The organism is Kribbella qitaiheensis (assembly GCF_014217565.1).
Classification (GTDB): Bacteria; Actinomycetota; Actinomycetes; order Propionibacteriales; family Kribbellaceae; genus Kribbella; species Kribbella qitaiheensis_A.
The window spans coordinates 1,085,007-1,105,531 of the sequence record NZ_CP043661.1 but is presented as its reverse complement, the minus strand read 5'-3'; the positions used below and the strand labels follow the sequence as shown (position 1 = coordinate 1,105,531).

21 protein-coding genes and 1 pseudogene are annotated in these 20,525 nt (G+C 67.0%); 12 read left to right on the top strand and 10 right to left on the bottom strand.

All coding sequences use genetic code 11. The annotated features are described in order from the left end of the window. Positions 1–72: 72 nt before the first annotated feature. Complete coding sequence (gene ddaH / locus F1D05_RS04860; RefSeq protein WP_185446198.1) at positions 73–840, top strand: dimethylargininase; 768 nt, start codon at positions 73–75, stop codon at positions 838–840. Here the strand turns inward: ddaH and F1D05_RS04855 are convergent. Continuing rightward, entirely contained in the window at positions 820–2,211 is a 1,392-nt protein-coding gene (locus F1D05_RS04855) for a DNA polymerase IV (RefSeq protein ID WP_246486433.1), read from the bottom strand. The two genes, ddaH and F1D05_RS04855, sit on opposite strands and share 21 nt — an antisense overlap. Positions 2,212–2,298: 87 nt before the next feature. On the opposite strand from F1D05_RS04855, the gene F1D05_RS04850 reads away from it, so the two are divergent. From F1D05_RS04850 to F1D05_RS04810, 9 genes and pseudogenes are all read left to right on the top strand, one after another. Continuing rightward, complete coding sequence (locus tag F1D05_RS04850) at positions 2,299–3,120, top strand: MBL fold metallo-hydrolase (protein ID WP_185446197.1); 822 nt, start codon at positions 2,299–2,301, stop codon at positions 3,118–3,120. Positions 3,121–3,250: 130 nt separating this feature from the next. Then, the gene (locus F1D05_RS04845) at positions 3,251–4,729 is read left to right on the top strand and encodes a glutamate--cysteine ligase (RefSeq protein WP_185446196.1); all 1,479 of its coding nucleotides are present in this window, start codon (positions 3,251–3,253) and stop codon (positions 4,727–4,729) included. Between the two features lie 438 nt (positions 4,730–5,167). Then, on the top strand, positions 5,168–5,416 hold the full coding sequence (locus tag F1D05_RS42475; RefSeq protein ID WP_343066571.1) for a universal stress protein: 249 nt from the start codon (positions 5,168–5,170) through the stop codon (positions 5,414–5,416). Position 5,417: 1 nt separating this feature from the next. Further along, positions 5,418–6,035 carry an HhH-GPD-type base excision DNA repair protein gene (locus F1D05_RS04835; protein WP_185446195.1) on the top strand — a complete coding sequence of 206 codons (618 nt, stop codon included), beginning with the start codon at positions 5,418–5,420 and terminating at the stop codon, positions 6,033–6,035. A gap of 278 nt (positions 6,036–6,313) precedes the next feature. Continuing rightward, positions 6,314–7,637 (top strand): annotated as a pseudogene (locus tag F1D05_RS04830) (RNA polymerase sigma factor). Then, positions 7,637–7,927, top strand: a complete 291-nt coding sequence (locus tag F1D05_RS04825) for a DUF6412 domain-containing protein (protein ID WP_185446194.1) — start codon at positions 7,637–7,639, stop codon at positions 7,925–7,927. The pseudogene F1D05_RS04830 and the gene F1D05_RS04825 overlap by 1 nt, the downstream one beginning before the upstream one ends. 62 nt (positions 7,928–7,989) lie before the next feature. Continuing rightward, positions 7,990–8,664, top strand: coding sequence for a YidC/Oxa1 family membrane protein insertase (locus tag F1D05_RS04820; RefSeq protein ID WP_185446193.1), 675 nt, complete (start codon positions 7,990–7,992; stop codon positions 8,662–8,664). A gap of 25 nt (positions 8,665–8,689) precedes the next feature. Further along, a complete protein-coding gene (locus F1D05_RS04815) occupies positions 8,690–9,646 on the top strand; it encodes a hypothetical protein (protein ID WP_185446192.1) in 957 nt (318 codons plus the stop codon). 78 nt (positions 9,647–9,724) lie between these two features. Continuing rightward, entirely contained in the window at positions 9,725–10,039 is a 315-nt protein-coding gene (locus tag F1D05_RS04810) for a hypothetical protein (RefSeq protein WP_185446191.1), read from the top strand. Between the two features lie 465 nt (positions 10,040–10,504). Here F1D05_RS04810 and F1D05_RS04805 read toward each other — a convergent pair whose 3' ends face one another. The 3 genes from F1D05_RS04805 to F1D05_RS04795 form a co-directional block, all read right to left on the bottom strand. After that, the gene (locus F1D05_RS04805) at positions 10,505–12,460 is read right to left on the bottom strand and encodes an RICIN domain-containing protein (RefSeq protein ID WP_206686080.1); all 1,956 of its coding nucleotides are present in this window, start codon (positions 12,458–12,460) and stop codon (positions 10,505–10,507) included. Between the two features lie 185 nt (positions 12,461–12,645). After that, positions 12,646–13,410, bottom strand: a complete 765-nt coding sequence (locus F1D05_RS04800) for an RICIN domain-containing protein (RefSeq protein ID WP_206686079.1) — start codon at positions 13,408–13,410, stop codon at positions 12,646–12,648. Beyond that, on the bottom strand, positions 13,392–14,942 hold the full coding sequence (locus tag F1D05_RS04795) for a glycoside hydrolase family 30 protein (RefSeq protein WP_185446190.1): 1,551 nt from the start codon (positions 14,940–14,942) through the stop codon (positions 13,392–13,394). Before F1D05_RS04795 ends, F1D05_RS04800 begins: the two co-directional genes overlap by 19 nt. Positions 14,943–15,400: 458 nt before the next feature. Here F1D05_RS04795 and F1D05_RS04790 point away from each other — a divergent pair, with 458 nt between their 5' ends. Continuing rightward, the gene (locus F1D05_RS04790) at positions 15,401–16,060 is read left to right on the top strand and encodes a TetR/AcrR family transcriptional regulator (RefSeq protein WP_206686078.1); all 660 of its coding nucleotides are present in this window, start codon (positions 15,401–15,403) and stop codon (positions 16,058–16,060) included. Positions 16,061–16,287: 227 nt separating this feature from the next. On the opposite strand, the gene F1D05_RS04785 is transcribed toward F1D05_RS04790, so the two are convergent. Then, entirely contained in the window at positions 16,288–16,650 is a 363-nt protein-coding gene (locus F1D05_RS04785) for a hypothetical protein (protein WP_185446189.1), read from the bottom strand. Between the two features lie 220 nt (positions 16,651–16,870). On the opposite strand from F1D05_RS04785, the gene F1D05_RS04780 reads away from it, so the two are divergent. Next, positions 16,871–17,050, top strand: coding sequence for a hypothetical protein (locus tag F1D05_RS04780; RefSeq protein ID WP_185446188.1), 180 nt, complete (start codon positions 16,871–16,873; stop codon positions 17,048–17,050). A gap of 14 nt (positions 17,051–17,064) precedes the next feature. Here the strand turns inward: F1D05_RS04780 and F1D05_RS39750 are convergent, their stop codons facing one another. From F1D05_RS39750 to F1D05_RS04760, 5 genes are all read right to left on the bottom strand, one after another. Then, the gene (locus F1D05_RS39750; RefSeq protein WP_246486432.1) at positions 17,065–17,451 is read right to left on the bottom strand and encodes a sensor histidine kinase; all 387 of its coding nucleotides are present in this window, start codon (positions 17,449–17,451) and stop codon (positions 17,065–17,067) included. Beyond that, positions 17,448–18,572, bottom strand: coding sequence for a histidine kinase dimerization/phospho-acceptor domain-containing protein (locus F1D05_RS04775; RefSeq protein WP_246486431.1), 1,125 nt, complete (start codon positions 18,570–18,572; stop codon positions 17,448–17,450). The genes F1D05_RS39750 and F1D05_RS04775 overlap by 4 nt, the downstream gene beginning before the upstream one ends. After that, complete coding sequence (locus F1D05_RS04770; RefSeq protein ID WP_185446187.1) at positions 18,572–19,273, bottom strand: response regulator transcription factor; 702 nt, start codon at positions 19,271–19,273, stop codon at positions 18,572–18,574. The genes F1D05_RS04775 and F1D05_RS04770 overlap by 1 nt, the downstream gene beginning before the upstream one ends. Before the next feature lie 75 nt (positions 19,274–19,348). Then, the gene (locus tag F1D05_RS39745; protein ID WP_246486430.1) at positions 19,349–19,672 is read right to left on the bottom strand and encodes a DUF5666 domain-containing protein; all 324 of its coding nucleotides are present in this window, start codon (positions 19,670–19,672) and stop codon (positions 19,349–19,351) included. 332 nt (positions 19,673–20,004) lie between these two features. Further along, positions 20,005–20,490: a DUF456 domain-containing protein gene (locus F1D05_RS04760; RefSeq protein WP_185446186.1), complete on the bottom strand. Its 486-nt coding sequence runs from the start codon at positions 20,488–20,490 to the stop codon at positions 20,005–20,007. Positions 20,491–20,525: the final 35 nt, after the last annotated feature.

Below are 20,525 nucleotides of genomic sequence, written 5' to 3'. Positions count from 1 at the left end.
GTTTGGCCTGTTTCGGCTCGGTACCCCGAATCCGAGACTGTATGCACGACAGAGGGCGGCTATTGTGCGCCCATGGCAACCACTCGCGCGCTTGTCCGCCGTCCCAGCCCGCGCCTCGCCGAAGGGCTGATCACGCATATCGACCGGGTCCCGGTCGACCTCGATCTCGCGGTAAGGCAATGGCAGGAGTACGTCGACGCGCTGGTCGCCGTCGGCTGGGAGTGCGTCGAGGTGCCCGCTATCGACGACTGTCCGGACGGCGTCTTCGTCGAGGACACGATGGTCGTCTTCGGCGATCTCGCGGTGATCGCCAGAGCCGGCGCGGACGAGCGTCGCCCCGAAGCAGCGGAGGCGGAAGTCTCTGTCACTGCCCAGGGTTACCGGGTCGCGCGGATCACCGAGCCCGGCACGCTCGACGGCGGTGACGTGCTGAAGATCGGTTCGACCGTGTACGTCGGGCTCGGCGGTCGGACGAACCAGGAGGGGATCGACCAACTGCGTGGCTTCCTGCAGCCATTGGGCGCCGAGGTCATCGCAGTACCGGTACACAAAGTGCTGCATCTGAAGTCGGCGGTGACCGCACTGCCGGACGGGACCGTGATCGGGTACGAGCCGCTCGTCGACGACCCGGCCGCGTTCGCGACGTACCTCGCCGTACCTGAGGAGGCCGGCTCGCACGTCGTACTGCTGGGGGAGAACCGCTTGCTGATGGCGGCCTCGGCGCCGAAGTCCGCCGACCTCTTCCGCTCGCTCGGCTATCACCCGGTTATCGTCGACATCAGTGAGTTCGAGAAGCTCGAAGGCTGCGTCACCTGCCTGTCAGTCCGCCTCCGCGCCTGACTCCTCCAACGCCGACAGCGCCGGCTCCTGCACCACCGGCTCGTCCGGCTCCGGCTCCGCCGGGATTGTTCGCTCCAGCCGACTGAGTGCCGGGTCGTCGATTGCGAAGGTGCGAACGGGTCCGGCCGGCGTCGACGCGGTCTCGAAGCGAACGGTGACGAGGCCGCGGCCCGAGCCCCAGACCCAGCCCTCGCCGTACGACGTGTGCACGACGTCCTGGCCGGGGTAGTAACCGGCCAGTCGCTCACGTGGACGCTCCGGCAGATCGACGAGCTCGAGCGGAACCTCTTCGGCCTCGCTCTCGGTGAACAGGTCGTCCTGGATCCAGTCCGCCAGTGACGAGACCCCGACGCCGAGCAGCCGGATCCCGCCGGAGACGTCGCTGTCGTCCAGCAGCCGTCGCGCGACCCGGGCGATCACCCGGGGATCGTCGGTCGGCCCGGCCAGCGTGGACGAGCGGGTGTGCGTGGTGAAGTCGTGCATCCGGGTCTTCACCGTCACCGTGCGGCCCGACAACTGTGCCTTCTGCAGCCGCTCGGAGACCCGGTGTGCCATCCGGTCACCGATTGCCGTCAGCAACGACCGGTCGAGGATGTCGGTCTCGAAGGTGTCCTCGACGCTGACCGACTTGGTCTCCCGGTCGCTGACCACAGGCCGGTCGTCGGCCGCGACCGCGAGCCGATGCAGGCTGCTGCCGTGGGCCGTCCCGACCTGGCGGATCAGCTCGTCCTGGCCCAGTTGCTGGAGATCGGCCACCGTCCGCACCCCGGCCATGCTGAGCCGCTGCGCGGTCGCGGGACCGACGCCCGGAATCACCGTCACCTGCATCGGCGCGAGGAACTCCGCCTCGGTCCCGGCCGGCACCACGACGACACCATCCGGTTTGTCGAGATCACTCGCGATCTTCGCGATCAGCTTCGACGTACCGGCGCCGACCGAAGCGGTCAGACCGCCGCTGGCCTCCTTGATCGCCGCTTTCAGATCGTTCGCGATGGCAGCGACGTCCTCGACGGTGAGCCCACTGAGGCCGGAAGCGCTCAGGTCCACGAACGCCTCGTCCAGCGACAGCGGCTCGACCAGCGGCGACAAGGCTCGCATCTGTGCCATCACCGCCTGGCTGGCCTCCCGGTACACGTCGAACCGCGGCCCGAGATACGCCGCGTGCGGACAGCGCGAGCGAGCCTCCGCCGTCGACATCGCCGACCGCACGCCGTACTTGCGGGCCTCGTACGACGCTGTGGAGACCACGCCGCGCAGGCCGATCCCGCCGACCACGACGGCCTTGCCGCGCAGCGAGGGCTTGTCCCGCTGCTCGACCGCCGCGAAGAACGCGTCGAGGTCGACATGCAGGATGGACGGATCGGTACGCACCAGCCAAGTCTCCCCGGCGGCACCGACAATTCCCGCACCGCCGCCGGCCTCAGCCCGGTGACATGTCCGCGTGCCAGGATCTCCGGCATGACCAACTTTCCGCCGAAGTGGGACGACGGCACGATCGCCGACAGCGCCGAGCACCAGGTCCACTGGTACGACGAACGCACGGCGATCATCAGGCAGGCACTGCGGACCACCTTCGAGGGCCCGTTCATCTACCTGCTGCTCGGCTCGGAACGCGCTCTCCTGCTCGACACCGGCACCGGCGACGCGGACCTTCGCAAGGTGGTCGACGAGTTGCTGGACGGCCGCGACCTGGAGTTGGTGGTCGCGCACACGCACGGCCACGGCGACCACGTCGGTGGAGACGACCAGTTCAGAACAGAACAAGAGAAGAACGGAAAGCGGACTTACCTGGTCGGCAAGTCGGCCGAGGAGGTCGCCTCGTACTTCGGTATCACGTCGTGGCCGGACCAGGTGGTCGAGTTCGACCTCGGCGATCGCGTGCTCGACGTAGTACCGATCCCCGGGCATCACGCGTCCCACCTGGCGTTCTACGACCGTTCGACACAGTTGCTGCTGACGGGGGACTCGCTCTATCCCGGTCGGCTCTATGTCTTCGACTGGCCCGCGTACCGCGACAGCATCGCGCGGCTCGCCGCCTTCGTTGCCGCGGGCAATCCGGTCGAGCTGGTGCTCGGCACGCACATCGAGATGACCGCTCAGCCGGGACTGGACTTCGAGTTCGGATCCGACCGGCATCCCGGCGAACATCGACTGCAGCTCGCCCCCGAGGCGCTCACCGAACTCGCCGCCGCGTTGGAAGAGGCCGGCGAGACCCCACGACGGATCGTCCGCGACGACTTCATCGTCTTCCCCCTCTCGCCGACCGGCGAACCGCTCTGAGCGATCGCGGCCGGCCGGACCGGAGTACCAGTGGGTGAACCGCGACGCGACACAGGTCACATCCCGGCCGCGGTTCGGGCAGACTGAGGCCAGGTACCGGGAGGCGCAGTAACCGACAGGGGAGGCGCAGATGGGCGAGGAAGTCGACAGGGTCGAATTCACCCGGGCGGATCGGACCGCGTTCCGCGATCAGGTCCATCGCAATCTGGACGCGTTCGCCCGGATGTTGCGCGAGTCGCGGTTCGACGCCGAGCGGCCGATGACCGGGATCGAGATCGAGCTGAACCTGGTCGACGAGAACTGCGATCCGGCGTTCAAGAACTCCGAGGTGCTGAGCGCCATCGAGGACGACGCGTTCCAGACCGAGCTCGGCCAGTTCAACATCGAGATCAACGTTCCACCCGGCCAGATCGACGGCGTCGGCCTGGAGACGATGGAGAAATCCATCCGGGCCAGCCTGAACGCGGCCGAGGACAAGGCGTCGCGGACCGGCTCGTCGATGGTCGTCGTGGGCATCCTGCCGACGCTGCTGACCGAGCACATCCGCCGCGAGGCGCTCAGCACCAACCCGCGGTACGCGTTGCTGAACGACCAGATCTTCGCCGCCCGCGGTGAGGACGTCCGGATCGAGATCGACGGGATCGAACGCCTTCAGGTGACGGCGGACAGCATCGTCCCCGAAGCCGCCTGTACCTCGACGCAGTTCCACCTGCAGGTGACGCCGGAGGCCTTCCCGCGGTACTGGAACGCGGCGCAGGCGATCTCCGGTGTGCAGCTCGCGATCGGTGCCAACTCGCCGTTCCTGTTCGGCAAGGAGTTGATGCGGGAGACCCGGATCGCCCTGTTCGAGCAGGCGGCCGACACCCGCACCCACGAACTGAAGACCCAGGGCGTCCGGCCCCGGGTCTGGTTCGGCGAACGCTGGATCACCTCGATCTTCGACCTGTTCGAGGAGAACTCGCGCTACTACCCGGCCCTGTTGCCGGTGACGTCGGAGGAGGATCCGATCGCCGTCCTGGATCGTGGCGACACCCCAGCTCTTTCGGAGCTTCGCCTGCACAACGGGACGATCTACCGCTGGAACCGCCCGGTCTACGACGTTGTCCGGGAGAAGCCGCATCTGCGGGTGGAGAACCGGGTGCTGCCGGCCGGCCCGACAGTGGTCGACACGATGGCCAACGGCGCCTTCTACTTCGGCCTGGTTCGCGCACTGGCCGATGACGAACGGCCGATCTGGTCGCAGATGTCGTTCAGCGCCGCCGAGGAGAACTTTCACGAGGCGGCCCGGCAGGGGATCGACGCCGAGGTGTTCTGGCCGGGCGTCGGTACCGCCCGCGCGACAGAGCTCGTACTGCGACGCCTGCTGCCGTTGGCATCCAGCGGTCTGGACTCGTGGGGCGTCGACGCCGCGGTCCGCGATCGCCTGCTGGGCATCATCGAACAGCGCTGCCTGACCAACCGGAATGGGGCTTCCTGGCAAGCAGAAGAGTTCCACCGGCTGTATACAAAGGGATCCCACGATCGCCGCGACGCGCTGCGGGGGATGGTGCGCCGCTATCGCGATCACATGCACGCCAACACCCCGGTGCACGAATGGCCGATCGACTGAACCGGTTAGCCCCTGAGACAACGTAGGACAGCACCAGTTCCAGGTCAGGCTCCGCCAACTTGCCCTCGGCAACAGGATTAGAAGCTGACCATGCGGGTAGGGAGGGGTGAACCAGTCGGCATCCCGCGGCTCGTGTTGCGGGCACAACTGCCTGACGGTCACGGATGCGACACAGGTGGTGCTTTTCCACAGATGCCGAAGCGGGTCCAGGGCAGTATCGTTCGGAACGGGTCGACCGTGACAGGTGGCGACACCGGAGGTGAGGCAAGTCGATGACGACCATCGTCGTGGGGTATGTCCCGAAGTCCGAAGGGCGCGCTGCGCTCAGGCGGGCGGCGGAGGAGGCGAAGCTACGCGACGCCAAGCTGGTGGTGGTGAACTCGCACCGGGGCGGACGCAGCTTCGACAGCGACGAGGCCCGCGGCGAGCGATGCCGCGTTGACGGAGGTACGGGAGCAGCTCGACTCGACCGGCGTGCCGTACGAGGTACGGCAGCTGGTGCGTGGACTCGACCCGGCGGAGGACCTGGTGGCCGTCGCCGAGCAGGTGCATGCGGAGTTCATCGTGATCGGCCTGCGGCGCAGGTCCCCGGTCGGCAAGCTCATCCTCGGCAGCAACGCCCAACGGGTGCTGCTCGACGCTCCGTGTCCGGTGCTGGCAGTCAAAGCCGAGGAAGGGGAGGACTGAGGTGACTTCGACACGCAGCAAGAAGCTGTGCCTCGCGCAGCAGCCCGACGCCGACGAGATGTTGAGCAGGGACGCTTTCGCGTTGCTGGTCGGGATGCTGCTGGACCAGCAGATCCCGATGGAGCGGGCGTTCGCCGGTCCGGTCGCGATCGCGCAACGGATGGACGGCCCGTTCGATCCGTCCACGGTCGCCGGCTACGACCCGGACGGTTTCGTCGAGGTGGTGGCCGGTCCGCCGGCCGTGCACCGGTTCCCGACCGCGATGGCGGCCCGGATCCAGACGCTGGCCAAGCACCTGGACGAGGAGTACGGCGGGAACGCGTCGGCGGTCTGGTCCGATGTGAAATCCGGGGACGACCTGCTGGCCAGGCTGTCCGCGCTGCCGGGGTTCGGCGCGCAGAAGGCCAAGATCTTCGTCGCGCTGCTCGGCAAACAGCTGAAGGTCCGGCCGCGGGGCTGGCGGGAGGCGTCCGAACCGTACGGCGAGGACGGCGCCTACAAGTCCGTCGCGGACGTGATCGACGTGGCTTCGCTGGTGAAGGTGCGGCAGTTCAAGCAGGAGCAGAAGGTCGAGAAGCGTGTGGTGGCACGACCGATGCGGCAGACCAGGAACAGTTGAACGCTGAAGTTCGACGGGGCCGGAGCCGACGCCGCAAGGCGTCGGTTCGGTAACGGATTTCTCGCCTGGAGGCGGTTCGGCAGCGTTACGGGGCGTTCTTGGCACGCCGTAGCGGGGGGTCGCGCGGCGGCCGGGCTTGGCGCGCGGATTACAATGGAGTGTTGCTGCCGCCTGACCAGCGAGCCGCCACCAAAATCATGCATCGCCAGAGCACTGACAACGTCGTACCGCTGTACCAGTAACCCTGCAGACTGTAATCGTCAGACGAGAGGTAATTCGTGTCGTCCAGCTCGTCCGAGAACCTTCCCGCCGAGTCCGGCCGGGCCGTGGCCGCCACCGCCCGCAGCACGGCCCCGAGGACCAGCGCCAGAGTAACCGAACCTGCCGCCAAGAAGGCCCCCGTGAAGAAGGCCGCTGCCGCGGCTGCTGTGTCCACCAAGGAGGACGGTATTCCCGCCGCGAAGAAGGCCGCCGCCAAGAAGGCGCCGGCGAAGAAGGCCGTGTCCGAGGCGGGTCTCGCTGTCGACCCGAAGACCGGTAAGCCGCGTGCGCTCGACGAGGTCGACGAGTCCGACTTCTCCGCCGAGGCGGTCAAGCCGCTGGAGAAGGAGCTCAGCGAGAGCGAAGGCTTCGTCGTCTCCGAGGCCGACGAGACCGACGAGCCCGAGCAGCAGGTGATGGTCGCCGGGGCCACCGCGGACCCGGTCAAGGACTACCTGAAGCAGATCGGCAAGGTCCCGCTGCTGAACGCCGAGCAGGAGGTCGAGCTCGCGAAGCGGATCGAGGCCGGCCTGTTCGCCGAGGAGCAGATCGGTGACGTCGAGACCAAGCTGAAGGACAAGGTCAAGGACGAGTACGAGTGGATCTCGGAGGACGGCCGCCGGGCGAAGAACCACCTGCTCGAGGCCAACCTGCGACTGGTCGTCTCGCTCGCCAAGCGCTACACCGGCCGCGGCATGCTGTTCCTGGACCTGATCCAGGAGGGCAACCTCGGTCTGATCCGTGCGGTCGAGAAGTTCGACTACACCAAGGGCTACAAGTTCTCCACCTACGCGACCTGGTGGATCCGGCAGGCGATCACCCGCGCGATGGCCGACCAGGCCCCGCACCATCCGGATCCCGGTGCACATGGTCGAGGTCATCAACAAGCTGGCCCGGGTGCAGCGCCAGATGCTGCAGGACCTCGGTCGCGAGCCCACTCCGGAAGAGCTCGCCAAGGAGCTCGACATGACCCCGGAGAAGGTCATCGAGGTGCAGAAGTACGGCCGCGAGCCGATCTCCCTGCACACCCCGCTCGGTGAGGACGGCGACTCCGAGTTCGGTGACCTGATCGAGGACTCCGAGGCGATCGTGCCGGCCGAGGCCGTCTCGTTCACCCTCCTCCAGGAGCAGTTGCACGCGGTCCTGGACACGCTGTCCGAGCGGGAGGCCGGCGTCGTCTCGATGCGTTTCGGTCTGACCGACGGCCAGCCGAAGACGCTGGACGAGATCGGCAAGGTCTACGGCGTGACCCGCGAGCGGATCCGCCAGATCGAGTCGAAGACGATGTCGAAGCTGCGGCACCCGTCGCGCTCGCAGGTGCTGCGGGACTACCTCGACTGATGACACTGATGGGCAGGGCACTCGCCGGCGTCTGGACGCCGGCGATGCCTGCCCTCGGGCCGACTGTCAACATCTACACAGGCGGCCTGCTGGCCGTCGCCGTTCTTACGGCGGCGGCCGCTTTGTTTGCCGTCCTCCTGGTCTCCCGTGCGGCCGCGAGCCGCCCGGCAACTGCTCCGCTGCTCGCCCGCGCCACCGCCCTGCGTGAGTCCACCCGCAAGGCCGCATTTCTTCCGCTCCGCGATCCCGACGCCGCCGGCCGGCCGCGTCCCCGAGCACCGGGAAGGTAACGCCCGGCTGCCTGCGGCAGCCCCTCGCGTCATCCCTTCCTACTCACTCGTGGAGCTTCGTCATGCCTTCTTTCCTCGACGTGCCCGTCAGCGGCGCGTATCACCTGGTCCACTGGATCGCCCAGACCTTCGAACCCCTCACCGGCCCGTACTCCGCGGCTCTCGCGATCGTGCTCTGCACAGTTGCCGTCCGTCTCGCCCTGCTGCCACTCAGCGTCCGCGCCGCTCGCGGCGCGAAATCCCGTACCGCGCTGCTCCCGCAACTGAAAGAGCTCTCCGACAAGCACAAGAACAATCCCGAGCGGCTGAATCGGGAGGTGGCGGCGCTGCAGGCGGAATCGGGTTCACTCTTCGCCGGATGCCTGCCGCTGCTAGCCCAGCTGCCCTTCTTCTGGGTGCTGTACAGCTTGTTCTCGACGGCCGTCGTTGCCGGCCAGCCGAACCAGTTGCTCACCGGCACCCTCTTCGGCGCACCGCTGGGCCTGCACTGGCCACTGCTCACCTCGACCCCCGTGTACCTCGGCCTCGCAGTACTGCTGGCGGTGGTTGCCTACTGCTCGGCGCACTGGCAGTCGCGCAAGGCTGAGAATCAGCCCGACGGCCTGGTGGGTCAGCTGACTCGGGTGCTGCCCTACGGCACCCTTGTCACTGCCGCGTTCATCCCGCTGGCGGCCGGGCTCTACCTGCTCACCACGACGACCTGGGCGGTAGCCGAGCGGGCGATCCTGCAGCGGTAGTTCTGCCGGGCTGTAAGTTGCTCCGGTGAGCGACTTACAGCCCGAGCCGTTGCCGGAGTCACCAGCTCTGGTGACCTTCATGCCGTCGGTGCTGGAGGCTGCAGCACTTGACGGCCTGGGCTCCGGGCATGTCGCAGCGCTCTCCGAGCTGCCGGCGCTGCAGCAATGGGTCGACGCGTTCCAGGATCTGCTGGCCGATCAGCCCGACGTGGTGCCCGAGTTGCTGGCGGCCCATCGCGACAACGGCGTTGCATCGGTCAACCAGTTGGACGGTCTGGTCCGGCTCGGTGCGGTGACGATCGACGGTGCCTTCGCCCGGTTGACCCCACTGGGGTTGCGCGGACTGTTCAGCTCCGGGCGGTGGGCGGACCCGGCGTACTGGTTGCTGGATCCGGGGGAGTGGTGGATCGACCTCTCGATCGAGGACACCGTCGCGTTCGTCGCGGCCGCGGCGCAACTGCGGTTGGTGGACCAGGCCTGGACCGTGCAGGCATGGTTCGACCAGGCGGACCCGCTCGAGTTCGCCTACCAACTGGCACACGCGACCCCGCTGCACGGTGCCCAGCTCAACGTCGCCTTCTACTACCTGAAACGGATCGGTCTCGAAGCCGCGCCCGCAGTAGAGGAGTGGCTGGTCAATCCGGCCCGGGCAGGGCTGGCCGCCCTATGGTTCGACCTCATCGGCGCCCCGCGCCCCGGCATCCCGACCGCGGAGGAGCAGGCCTATCTGAGGGCCGAGCAGGTCCGCTCCATCGACGACGTCCATCAGTTCCTCGCCCGGCTCATCGCTGAACCGCCCGAGCCGTCGCTGCCCGGCACGACCATCGACGAGCTGATCTACACACTGCCGCCCAGGCTCGCCACCGCCAACGTCGGCGAGCTGCTCCACAGCCTGCTCAACGTCGACCTACCGGAGCGCCCCGGCGACCGCGTCGAACTAGAGCACCTCCTCACCGAAGCCAGAGCCCAGCTAAGCGCCTAATCCCGCCGCAGCAGCGTTCACCGGTGGGACAGGTCGTGTTCACCGGCGGCCGGTCTGGTGGGGTGATTCTTTGGCGTTATGAGCACCCTTGATCTGGTTCATGAGCTCGGCTTTCGCGTTCTCGACGAAGAGGACGACGATCCGGTTCTGCTGCGCGCCGACGGTACGCCGGTGGACACCTGGCGGGAGGGTTACCCGTATGCCGAGCGGCTGGCCCGCGACGTGTACGACCGGGACAAGCGGCTGCTCCAGATCGAGCTGCTGAAGCTGCAGCACTGGGTGAAGCGGTCGAAGCAGAAGCTGGTGATCGTGTTCGAGGGCCGGGACGCGGCCGGCAAGGGCGGCACTATCAAGCGGTTCATGGAACACCTGAACGGCCCAGTACTTGGGTAGCTGACCCACGGGGCGGACTTGAGGGTCGGGGAAGGTCACTGACTCCCTGGTGCGGCTCACCGACCTACTCCAGGCAGCCGGCGCGGCGATGCTCTTTGCCGGGTGAGCCACGCTTGGTTTTAGCGGGCAGGTGGTTTCGTCGACGACGTATCACCCAGGCGGCAGGGTGGGCTCGACGAGGATCCGGCGGTGTGGACGTTGGTTCACTGTGGCTACAGCGGTTCGGGCGCTGTGTGCCGTGGCCGAAGTGCCGGTTGTCAGTGGAGGGAACGGCGCCTTTGCGAGGTCGCCATGGCGGGGAGGATCGACCGGGTGGTCCGCTTACGTGGTGACGACAGGCATCGTTGATGACCGTGTCTCCGGGTCGGTTCTGGCCGTCCCTCTCGCCTTTCGGCGAGAGGGACGGGGGTGTGTTGGCGATGTTGTCCGGACCGGTGTGGGTCGCGGTCTCGGTGTTCAGTCGGACTACGGGACGGGTTCGATCTCGGTGAGGATGAACTGCTGGTTGGTTCCTGCTGTGTAGTCCCATTGCTGGATCGCGGCGCCGTTGCTGGTGGAGGCGCTCGTCACGTCGAGCGCCTTGCCGCTGTGTCGGGCGACGATCCGGTATGCGCCGGCACCGGCATCGATGACCTGCCATTGCTGGTTGGTCCCGCTGGTGTAGTCCCATTGCTGGACTGTGGCGCCGTTGCTGGTGGACGCGCTCCGGACGTCGAGCGCTTTGCCGCTGTGTTTGGACACGATTTTGTAGTAGCCGCCGCCGACATTGACGAACCGCCACTTCTGGTTGTTGCCACCGGCGTAGTCCCATTGCTGGATCGCGGCGCCGTTGCTGGTGGAGACGTCTGTGACGTCGAGTGCCTTGCCGCTGTGCCGGGCAGTCACTTTGTAGTAGACGTTCTCCTTGATTCCGGGCTGCGGGGTGGGAGAGGCCGTCGGCGTTACCGTGGGCGTCGGGCTGGGGCCGGCTCCTGGTTGCCAGGTGAAGGTCGCCACTGCGCCGGCTGGCAGGGTGTAGGTGAACGCCTGCCCGGCCGAGCGCACCTTGAATGTCCGCTGCGCGGAGTTGGCGTTCAACGCGACCAGCGCGATCGATCCGTTCGGGTTTTGGAAAGCGGCGGTCTCGATGTCGTTGCCGTAGGTGGTGGAGGCGATTCGCTTGGCCCCGGGTTTGACGAATTTGGCCGCGTGGCCGAGGACGTAGTACTCGACGTTGTAGGCCACGTTGCCGTTGTTGGTGTCGACGGTGACCACGCCTCGGCAGTTCGAGCATCCGCCGTTGGTCGGGCCGTGGTTCTGGTCCAGCGCCATGTTCCACATGGTCACGCTCTTGGCCCAGTTGCGCGTGGCGCCGATGATCAACTGCTGGGTGTTCCACTTGAGGTTCGCGCCGAAGTCGGAGGCCCAATCGCCGCCGGAACACTCGGTGAACCACAGGTCACGGTCGGGATGGGCGTTGTGGACCGTGGTCTGGGCGTTGACATCGCCGGCGTAGCAGTGGAATGCCGATCCGGCGATGTATTGTTTCGCCGCCGGGTCATTGAGGACGTCGGTGGGGAAGTTCGGTTCGTCCCAGTTGTGGTCCCACACGATGATCTTTGTGCCGATGCCGTTGCTGGCGAATTTGGGGCCGAGGAGCTTGGCCGCTTTCGCCTGGTCGGCCGGTTCCATGCGCATGGAGGGGTAGCCGGCCTCGTTGTGTGGTTCGTTCTGCAGGGTGACGGCGTAGATGGGCAGGCCTTCCGCGGCGTAGGCCTGCGCGTACTTGACGAAGTAGTCGGTGTACGGGCCGTACATGTCCGGCTTGAGGGTGCCGCCGTTGAGCGAGTTGTTGGTTTTCATCCAGGCCGGCGGGCTCCAGGGCGATCCGATGATTTTCAGGTCGGGGTTGAGTGTCTTGGCCTGTTTGAGTACGGGGATCGTGTCAGCACGGTCGTGGCTGATCGTGAAGTCGTTGACGTCGCAGCAGGTGTCGTCGTAGGTGTAGTCGGCGCTGTTGACCGTGAAGTCGCTGGCCCCGATGGGTTGGCGGACCATGCTCAAGCCGATGCCAGCGTTCGGGTCGAACAGGTTTCCCATCAACGTGCTGCGCTGGGCGGCGTTGAGTTTGGTGTTGACCAACCAGGCTGAGGAGTCGGTGAACGATGCACCGAAGCCGTCCATCGTCTGGTAGGTGGTACTGGCGTCGACATCGATCGTCGTGGCCGTACCGGTGTCGGACCCGAAGTTCACGCCTGGCTGGGCAGCTAGAAGCTTGCTCTGGTCGGCGGTGGTGACCCATACCGACACCGGCTCGGCTGCCGCTTCGGCCTGGTTCATGGTGATGGCCTGGGTCATGGTGATTCCGAGGACACCCGTCGCCATGGTGGCGAGGGCGGCCCCGCTTGCCAGCAGTTTCTTGGACCGGCCTTTGATTCTCAAGGGGGTTCTCCTTTCGGGAGGGACCGTTGCACCGCCCTGCCTCTGGGCGGCCTTTGGGCAGATATGCGTGTTGTATGACGCGAACGGCGTGCTCAGGGAAGTGCGATTCGCGTCCGGTCCGGGCGCCGTCGAGGACGCGGTGGCCGGCCGGGCTTCGGTGTCGCGACGTGATACTGCGTCGGTTGTCAGGCGTGGGGGATGAGCCGGAAGGATTGTGCCGATCCGTTGTGGCAGGTCCACTGCTGTAGGCGGGCGCCGTCAGCGGTGGATCGGTCACGCACGTCCAGGCACTTGCCGCTGTTGCGGGCGGCGAAGGTAAAGGTGCTGTTGCCGCGGTCGGCGGCCAGCCATTGCTGGTTGGAGGCGCCGCCATAGGTCCACAGGTGCACGGCCGCGCCGTCTGCGGTGGCGCCGGGGCCACCGTCGACGTCCCAGGACAGGGCGGTGTTGTTGCGGCTGACCGCCCGGTAGTGGCCACCGGTGGTGGGCTGGAACTGCCAGAGCTGGTTGTTGTTGCCCGAGTAGCAGGTCCACTGCTGCAGCGCGGTGCCGTTGGTGGTGCCGCCTCCGGCGGCGTCCAGGCATTTGCCGCTGCCGGTGTTCACGACCTGGTACCAGCGTGTGGAATCGATACCGCCTGCGTTACCGGGCAGGGTGGTGACGGTGGCGGTGTTGGATGCGCCGGATCGGTTACCGGCCGCGTCGACGGCCCGCACGCTGTAGGAGTAGGTGGTCTCCGGGCTCAGCGCGGTGTCGGTGTAGGACTTGGCGGTTGCGGGGACGGTGGCGGCGAGGGTCGTGCCCCGGTAGATCTGGTAGCCGGTCACCGCGACGTTGTCGCTGGAGGCATTCCAGCCGAGCGTCACCGATGTCGGGACGGCCGCCGATGCGGTCAGGTCTGTGGGAACGGTGGGCGCTTGGTCGTCGTTCTCTACCGGCCGCCGGACCACACGAACGTTGCCAGTGCGTTCGGCGGCAGACTGTAGCTGGCGTTCTGGCCGGCGTAGGAGATGGTGAAGTTCTGCGTGCCGCCACCGATGTTGGTGACGACCAGGGCGTAGCTGCCGTCGGGGTTGCGGAACGCGACGTTCTCGAGATCGCCGGCGTTGTTGGAGCCGACCCGGACGGCGCCAGGCTTCACGAAGCGGCTCATGTGGCCGATGGTGTAGTACTCGGCGTTGCGGGTGACGGCGGTGCCGTCGATGGCCACGACGCCGGTGCACATTCCTGCCGGGTTGTTGCCGCAGCCCCCGTTGACGGGTCCGCCCTGGGAATTCAGGACGAGGTTCCAGTTCACGACCGCGCGTGCCCAGTTTCGGCTGGCGCCGATGTGGATGTTGCGGGAGTGCCACTTCAGGGTCTCGGCGAAGTACTGCGCGAAGGAGTCGCCGGCGCCATGCCAGCCGGAGCCCTCGGTGAACCAGATGCTCTTGTCCGGGAAAGCGTTGTGCAGGGCGTTCTGGGCGCCCGCATCACCGGCGTAGTGGTGGTATCCGGTGCCGTCGATCCAGCGGGCCGCCGAGGCACGTAGGGCGTCGTAGGGGTAGTTGGGTTCCGGGTCCACGCCGAGGCGCTGAGCGTCGGCGATGTCGTCGGGATGCTCCGACCAGTTGTGGTCGTAGGAGATGATCTGGATGTCGCCGAGGCCGGCTTGCTCCAGCATCGGGCCGAGTTCGTTGATGACGGCGTTCTGATGTGCTACCGGCAGGTCGGTGCCCGGGTATCCGTCAGGGGTGCGGTTCTGGGGCTCGTTCTGAATGGACAGCGCGTAGACCGGCACTCCGGCGGCCTGGTACGCCTGGACGAACTTGAGCAGGTAGAGCGCGTAGGAACGGAAGTAGGCCGGGTCGTCCTTTACCCGGCCACCGACCAGGGACCCGTTGGCCTTCATCCACGCGGGCACGCTCCACGGGCTGGCCATGATCTTCAGGTCCGGGTTCAGACTAAGCGCCTGGCGCAGCAGGGGCAGGATCTGTTGTTCGTCGTGGGCGATGCTGAAGCGGCTCTGGGCCAGGTCGGTCTGTCCTGCGGGCAGGTCGTTGTAGGTGTAGTGCGGGCCATCGACGAAGTCCGAGGCGCCGATCGGCTGACGCAGCACGCTGATCCCGATGCCTGCGGTCGGGCTGAACAGCGACGCCATGACCTGGTCTCGCTGTGACTGCGGGAGGTCGTACAACAGCGAGGCGGAGGAATCGGTCAGCGAGGCGCCGAACCCGTCCATCCTCTGGAAGGTCTGGTTCGGGTCGACGGTGATGCTTTGTCCTGTCGCGCCGCCGTCCTGGAACTGCGTGGACGCAGCAGGATTCAACAACTGGGAACGGTCCGGCGTGGTGATCCACGCCGAGACCACCGGGCCGGGTGCGGCCTGCGCCGCGTGAGCGGCCGGACTGCCAGCGGTGCTCAGCGCGATGAGGGTCGCGCCCGCGGCGAGCAGGGCCGTTCTGTATGAGGGTTGAGATCGCGACCAACGAACAAGGGACATGGTGCCTCCCGAGGGAATGGGGTACGGCTCGCGAAGTGCGGTGTTGACCGGCGATGACGTTCACGCCTGTATGGGCGCGCCGCCCTGAGCGATCGGGAGGCGCTGTGATGCAACGGCGGGCGTCCGGACGACCGAGAGGAAAGGACGCCGATTGGCTCGACTGACCGTTCGGCGGTGCACGACTCCGTCTGAGGCTTATGGACATGGGCGGGTCCTTGGCCGTACTGGTCACGGGCATGGCATCCACTGCTTGGAAGCCAGAGAGCCTCGGCACCGACGCGACGAGTCGGAACGGTGTCGGAGCTATTACGGAAGGATTAAACCAGACCTACCAAGTACTCGGTAGGTCTCGATGGGATCATCGTCCCTTCGCGTTCGCCGTGCTGAAGTAAGTACTCGTGGAGCTGAGTCCTGGCGCCGCTGGAAGGGACGGCTGGCCGAGCACGTAGAATCCGGAGGTGACACGGGACAGAGCAGCTGCCGGACGGGAAATCGACCCGCGACGGCGACCCAAAACCGAGCGGCGCGAGGAGATCTTGCGCATCGCCATGGAAACCTTCGCCACCCGCGGCTACAACAACGCCTCACTGGCTGAAGTGGCCGCACGAGTCGGACTGACCCAGGCCGGTGTTCTGCACCACTTCCCGTCCAAGGCCGGCCTGCTCACCGGCGTCCTCGACCTGCGAGACGCCACGGAGATCGGCGAACTCGGCGACGAACGCCCTCGGGGCATGGCCTTCCTGCGCCACCTCGTCGACACCGCCAAGCACAACGCCGCCAGAGAAGGCATTGTGCGGCTGTACGCCGTACTCTCCGCGGAGAGCGTCACCGACGGCCACCCTGCACAAAACTACTTCCGTACCCGCTACCAGGGACTGCGCACCATGGTCGTCGACGCACTGCACGAAGCCGTCGAACATGGCGAAGTGCCCACCGGTCTCGACCACGAGACGGTGGCGACGGCCATCATCGCCACCATGGACGGCCTCCAGGTGCAATGGCTTCTAGCGCCAGACAGCATCGACATGGCCGCCGCCACCGAGACCACCATCCGGGCCCTCACCCACGCCGACCTGCCACCCAGTCCAGAGCCCTTCCAAGCTGGTCGTGCTGGTTAAGGTCGGCAACGGGGATGAGGTTTGGCTCCCGGTAACGCCGGTGCCCGCGACGGTGGCCGGCTCGATCAGTGGCGGGGGTCCCGCCCGCTGCGCCGAAGCCACCAGCACATGGCGTCTGCGTTACGCCGTCCTGGTGTTTCCGGCGTCATCATGCATGATCCCGACACCTTCGAAGTCGAGATCGTTCCATGCAACCGACGTCTGCATCGGTCCCGTCGAGGGCTGTTTCACCGGGCGGGTTGTTCGAAGTCGACGGGTTCGAGGTCGACGTCGAGGTTGTCCTGGTCGTCGTTCTCGATGGGGTCGTAGAGCCCTGGGTAGCGCAGGGCGTCGGGTCCTGATTCCCAGTCGGTGGGTTGTGGCCATTGACGGTCTTCGGCTTCGCTGACCGCGGCCATGAGGATGGAGTCTTGGTCGGTGAGGCGTTCCATCTGCTCGTCGTAGACGAGCGGGGTGCCTTGGTCGTCGCGGGCCAGTCGCAGGTCGAGGTGTTCGTCTCCGACGATGACGTTGACGACGTGGTGCTCGCCGTGTTCGTCGGTGGTTACGCAGACCATGACTGGCGCTTCGTAGCGGACCCATCTGTACATAGTGGAGCCTCCGTGTCGGGTGTTGTCGGCGCTGGCGTGGGGTCAGCGTAACCGCGCGGGCGGCGTTGGATTTCGTTGTCTGGCAGGGTGTCCGGGGTGCGCCGAGAGTAGAGTCTTGAGCAGCTGGTCGAGTCCTGGACGTTGGTCGATGGCGACCGGGAGTTGATCGCCAACAAGTACGGGCCGACCCGGCTGGGGCACGCCGCACGCGCCGTGGACCGTGAAGAGCGACGACAAGAAGCGGACCCGGCTGGAGGCGATGCGGCACGTGCTCAGCCTGTACGACTACCCGGACAAGGACTTCGAGCTGGTCGCCCACGCCGATCCCAAGATTCTCGGCCCAGCCGCGCAGGTCTTCGAACACGGCGAGTCCACGACCAGGGACTTCCCGGTTCTCTAGGTAAACACTGCCCTTTAGGGCGATACCGGTAGGTGGACTGTGAAGGTGGCGCCGCCGCCGGGGGTGTCCGTGACAGTGACGCGACCGCTGTGCGCGGCAACCAACGCAGCGACGATCGAGAGGCCCAGGCCCGAGCCGCCGGTGACGCGGGTTCGGGCCGAGTCGGCGCGATAGAACCGCTCGAACACCTTGGCCTTCTGCTCTTCCGAGAGTCCCGGTCCGGTATCCGCGACTTCGAGGATCGCCTCCTCGCCGCGGGTGCCGACAGACACCGTGATCGGTGCTTCCACCGGCGTGTGGTGCAGCGCGTTGCTGACCAAGTTCCCGAGCACCTGCCGTAGCCGAGCTTCATCTCCGTCGACGACCGGTGCGTCCGATCCGGGCAGGATCTGGAACTTCACCGACCGGGGCCCGGCTGCACGGCCTGTACGTCGTGGACCGAGTCGCCCGCCAGCGTGAGCAGATCCACCGGCTGATGCTGAAGCGGACGCTGCTGGTCGAGTCGGGCGAGCAACAGCAGATCGTCCACCAGCAGGCCCATCCGCTTCGCCTCGTCCTCGATCCGCTTCATCGTGGTGGGGTCGATGGCGCTGCCTCGCTGCCTGGTCAGCTCGGCGAAGCCGCGGATCGAGGTCAACGGCGTCCGCAACTCGTGCGAGGCGTCGGCGATGAACCGCCGCATCCGCTCCTCCGACTGCCGTGCGCTCTCCTCGGAATGCCGGGCCACCTCCTCCGAGCGACGAGCCGCATCCTCCGACTTCCGCGCCGCGAACTCCGACGCCGTCCGCTGCCTGAAGGCGGTCTCGATCTGCCCCAGCATCTGGTTGAGCGCCAATGACAACCGCCCCACCTCGGTCCGCGGATCCCGCTGTGGCACCCGCCTACTCAAATCCCCACCCGCAATCGCAACCGCGGTGTGCTCCACATCCTCAAGCCCCCGCAAACTCCGCCGTACGACGTAAGTCCCCACCCCAGCCAGCAGCACGAGCAGGATGAGTCCCGTGGCGGCCTGGATGCCGATCAACCGCTCGATCGTCTGATCCAGCTCGCCGAGGCTCTGGGCGACGATCACGGAACCGGTGCCGCTGTCGAGCGGGAGCGCGAGGACCCGCCAGGTGGCGCTGCCGGACACGGCCCCGGTGTCGAAAGGCTTCCCGCCCAGGTTGCGGATCTGGTTGAGATTCAGCGCCGGGAGGTTCGGTGCCGGCTCGGTCTCGCCGAGCGGCGCCGAGTCGTTGCCGACCTTGGTGCCTTCCGAGTCGTTGAACTGGACGACGAAGAGGCTCGGCAGCCGGGGCCTCGCCCCTGGATTGTGTCGTGGACCGAAGGCATCCCGCGGAGAGTGCTGGAGCGGCGTCGCGGCCTTCACCAGTTGGCTGTCTACGCGGTCGACCAGGTAGCCGCGCATGATGGTGGTGGCGACCAGGCCGGAGGCCAGTAGCGCGGCGGTGACCAGCGCCAGCAACACCAGGACGATGGTGATGCGGAGGGGGTACCGGTCGGCCAGCCGGCGGGTCGGCATCAGTTGGGGCCCCGAGGGGTCCGCAGGACGTAGCCGACGCCGCGGACTGTGTGCAGGAGCTTCTGGTCGCCGGTATCGACCTTGCGACGCAGATAGGACATGTACGACTCGACCACGCCTGCGTCGCCCGCGAAGTCGTAGTTCCAGACCGCGGAGAGGATCTGGCCCTTGGACATCACCCGCTCGGCGTTCTCCAGCAGGCAGCGCAGCAGCTTGAACTCCGTGAGTGAGAGTTGCACGGCCTCGCCTGCCTTGAACACCTCGTAGCTGTCTTCGTTCAGCTCCAGGTCGGCGTACCGCAGGATCGCGGCCTCGGTCGTGGTCTGCTCGCGGTGTCCGGAGCGCCGCAACAGGGCGCGGACCCGGGCGACCAGCTCGTCCAGGCTGAACGGCTTGGTGACGTAGTCGTCGGCGCCCGTGTGCAGGCCGAGCACCTTGTCCTCGACGGCGTCCCGCGCAGTGAGGAACAGCACCGGTACGTGCCGGTCCTCACCGCGCAGACGGCGGACCACTTCGAAACCGTCCAGGCCGGGCATCATCACGTCCAGCACCACGAGGTCTGGTTCGACCTCGCGGGCTTTGCGGAGTGCCTCGGCGCCGTGAGTCGCGGTGGATACCTCGTACCCGGCGAAGCGCAGACTCGCGGACAGCAGTTCGACGATGTTCGGCTCGTCATCGACCACCAGCAGATGCGGGCTCATGACCACAGTCTTACGCCCGCACCCGTGCGAATCCTGGAAGGTTCCTGGCAATCCGCTGTGAGTGTCAGCCGGAGCTCACCGCGGTCCGCGCTTGAGCCCCCACTTCTGGTTGGCGGCGTCGCGGACCGTTCCGTCGTTCACGCTGATGGCGGTGACCTTGCCGTCCGCCACGATCGCGCTGACCGAAACCGTGTTTCCGGGCTTGACGCTATCGATGCCGTCGCGGGTCGCGTTGACCAGCGTGTCGGTCGTCAGGGTGTACGTCTTGCTGTACCCGTCAGCGCTCTTGACCGTGATCGAGTCCTTGCTGACCGCCGTCACCTCACCGCGCTGGCTCGCGACGGTCTGGTAGCCGCCGCCTTCCTTCTCGACGACGTACTCGCCGTGCAGCGCGCCCATCATCCCCATCTCGCCGTGCCGCCCAGGGCCGCCGGGGCCCTTCCCGGGGTCCGGCGCACCGGGTGAGGCCGGCGCGGAGGGGGAGGCCGAGGGGGAGGGAGTCGGGTCCGCGTTGGTGGTGGCCCAGGCGACTCCGCCGGCCCGCGGTGGTGACCGCGACCGCCGCGACCGTGCCGGCTATCCGCCAGCGTTTCTCGGTGACCTTCTGGAACGACGCCATGCTGCATTGCCTCCCGGTACGACGCACCTGGCACGGAACCTGGTGCTGGTCGTCCCACCCTGCGCCGCGGACCTGAGACGAACCTTCGGTCAGGCTGGCAAGAGGCTGGCAATCAGACCAGGAACAGGACGGCGACCAGCCAGACGGCAGCAGCCAGCGAAGTACCGATGAACTCGATCAGGATGGACAGACCGGTCGCGCGCAGGGCGTGTTTCGTGGAGGCCCAGGCCTGGTCGTGGGTGCCGAGCCGCTGCCGTTCGGACAGGTAGACCCCGACCGGGAAGCCGATGAACATGCCGACCACCGGGATCACGAAGAACCCGACGATGCCGAGCAGGACCCCGAACAGCATCGATCTTCGCGGTACGCCGGACTCGCGCAGCCGCCGCTCCGGCACGATGTACTTGACCACCTGGCCGGCCCCGATCAGCAGCACCGCGGCGGTCAGCACGATCCAGCCGGTGGCGCTCTGCTCCTCCAGCGCCCAGACCAGGATCGCGGCCAGGCTGAGGATCGCGCCCGGCAGTACCGGGATCACGATGCCGATGATGCCGGCGAAGATCGCCACCCCGACCAGGAACGTCGCGACGCTGTTCACTCACGCCACTCTGCCGCAAATCGGCACCTTTAGGG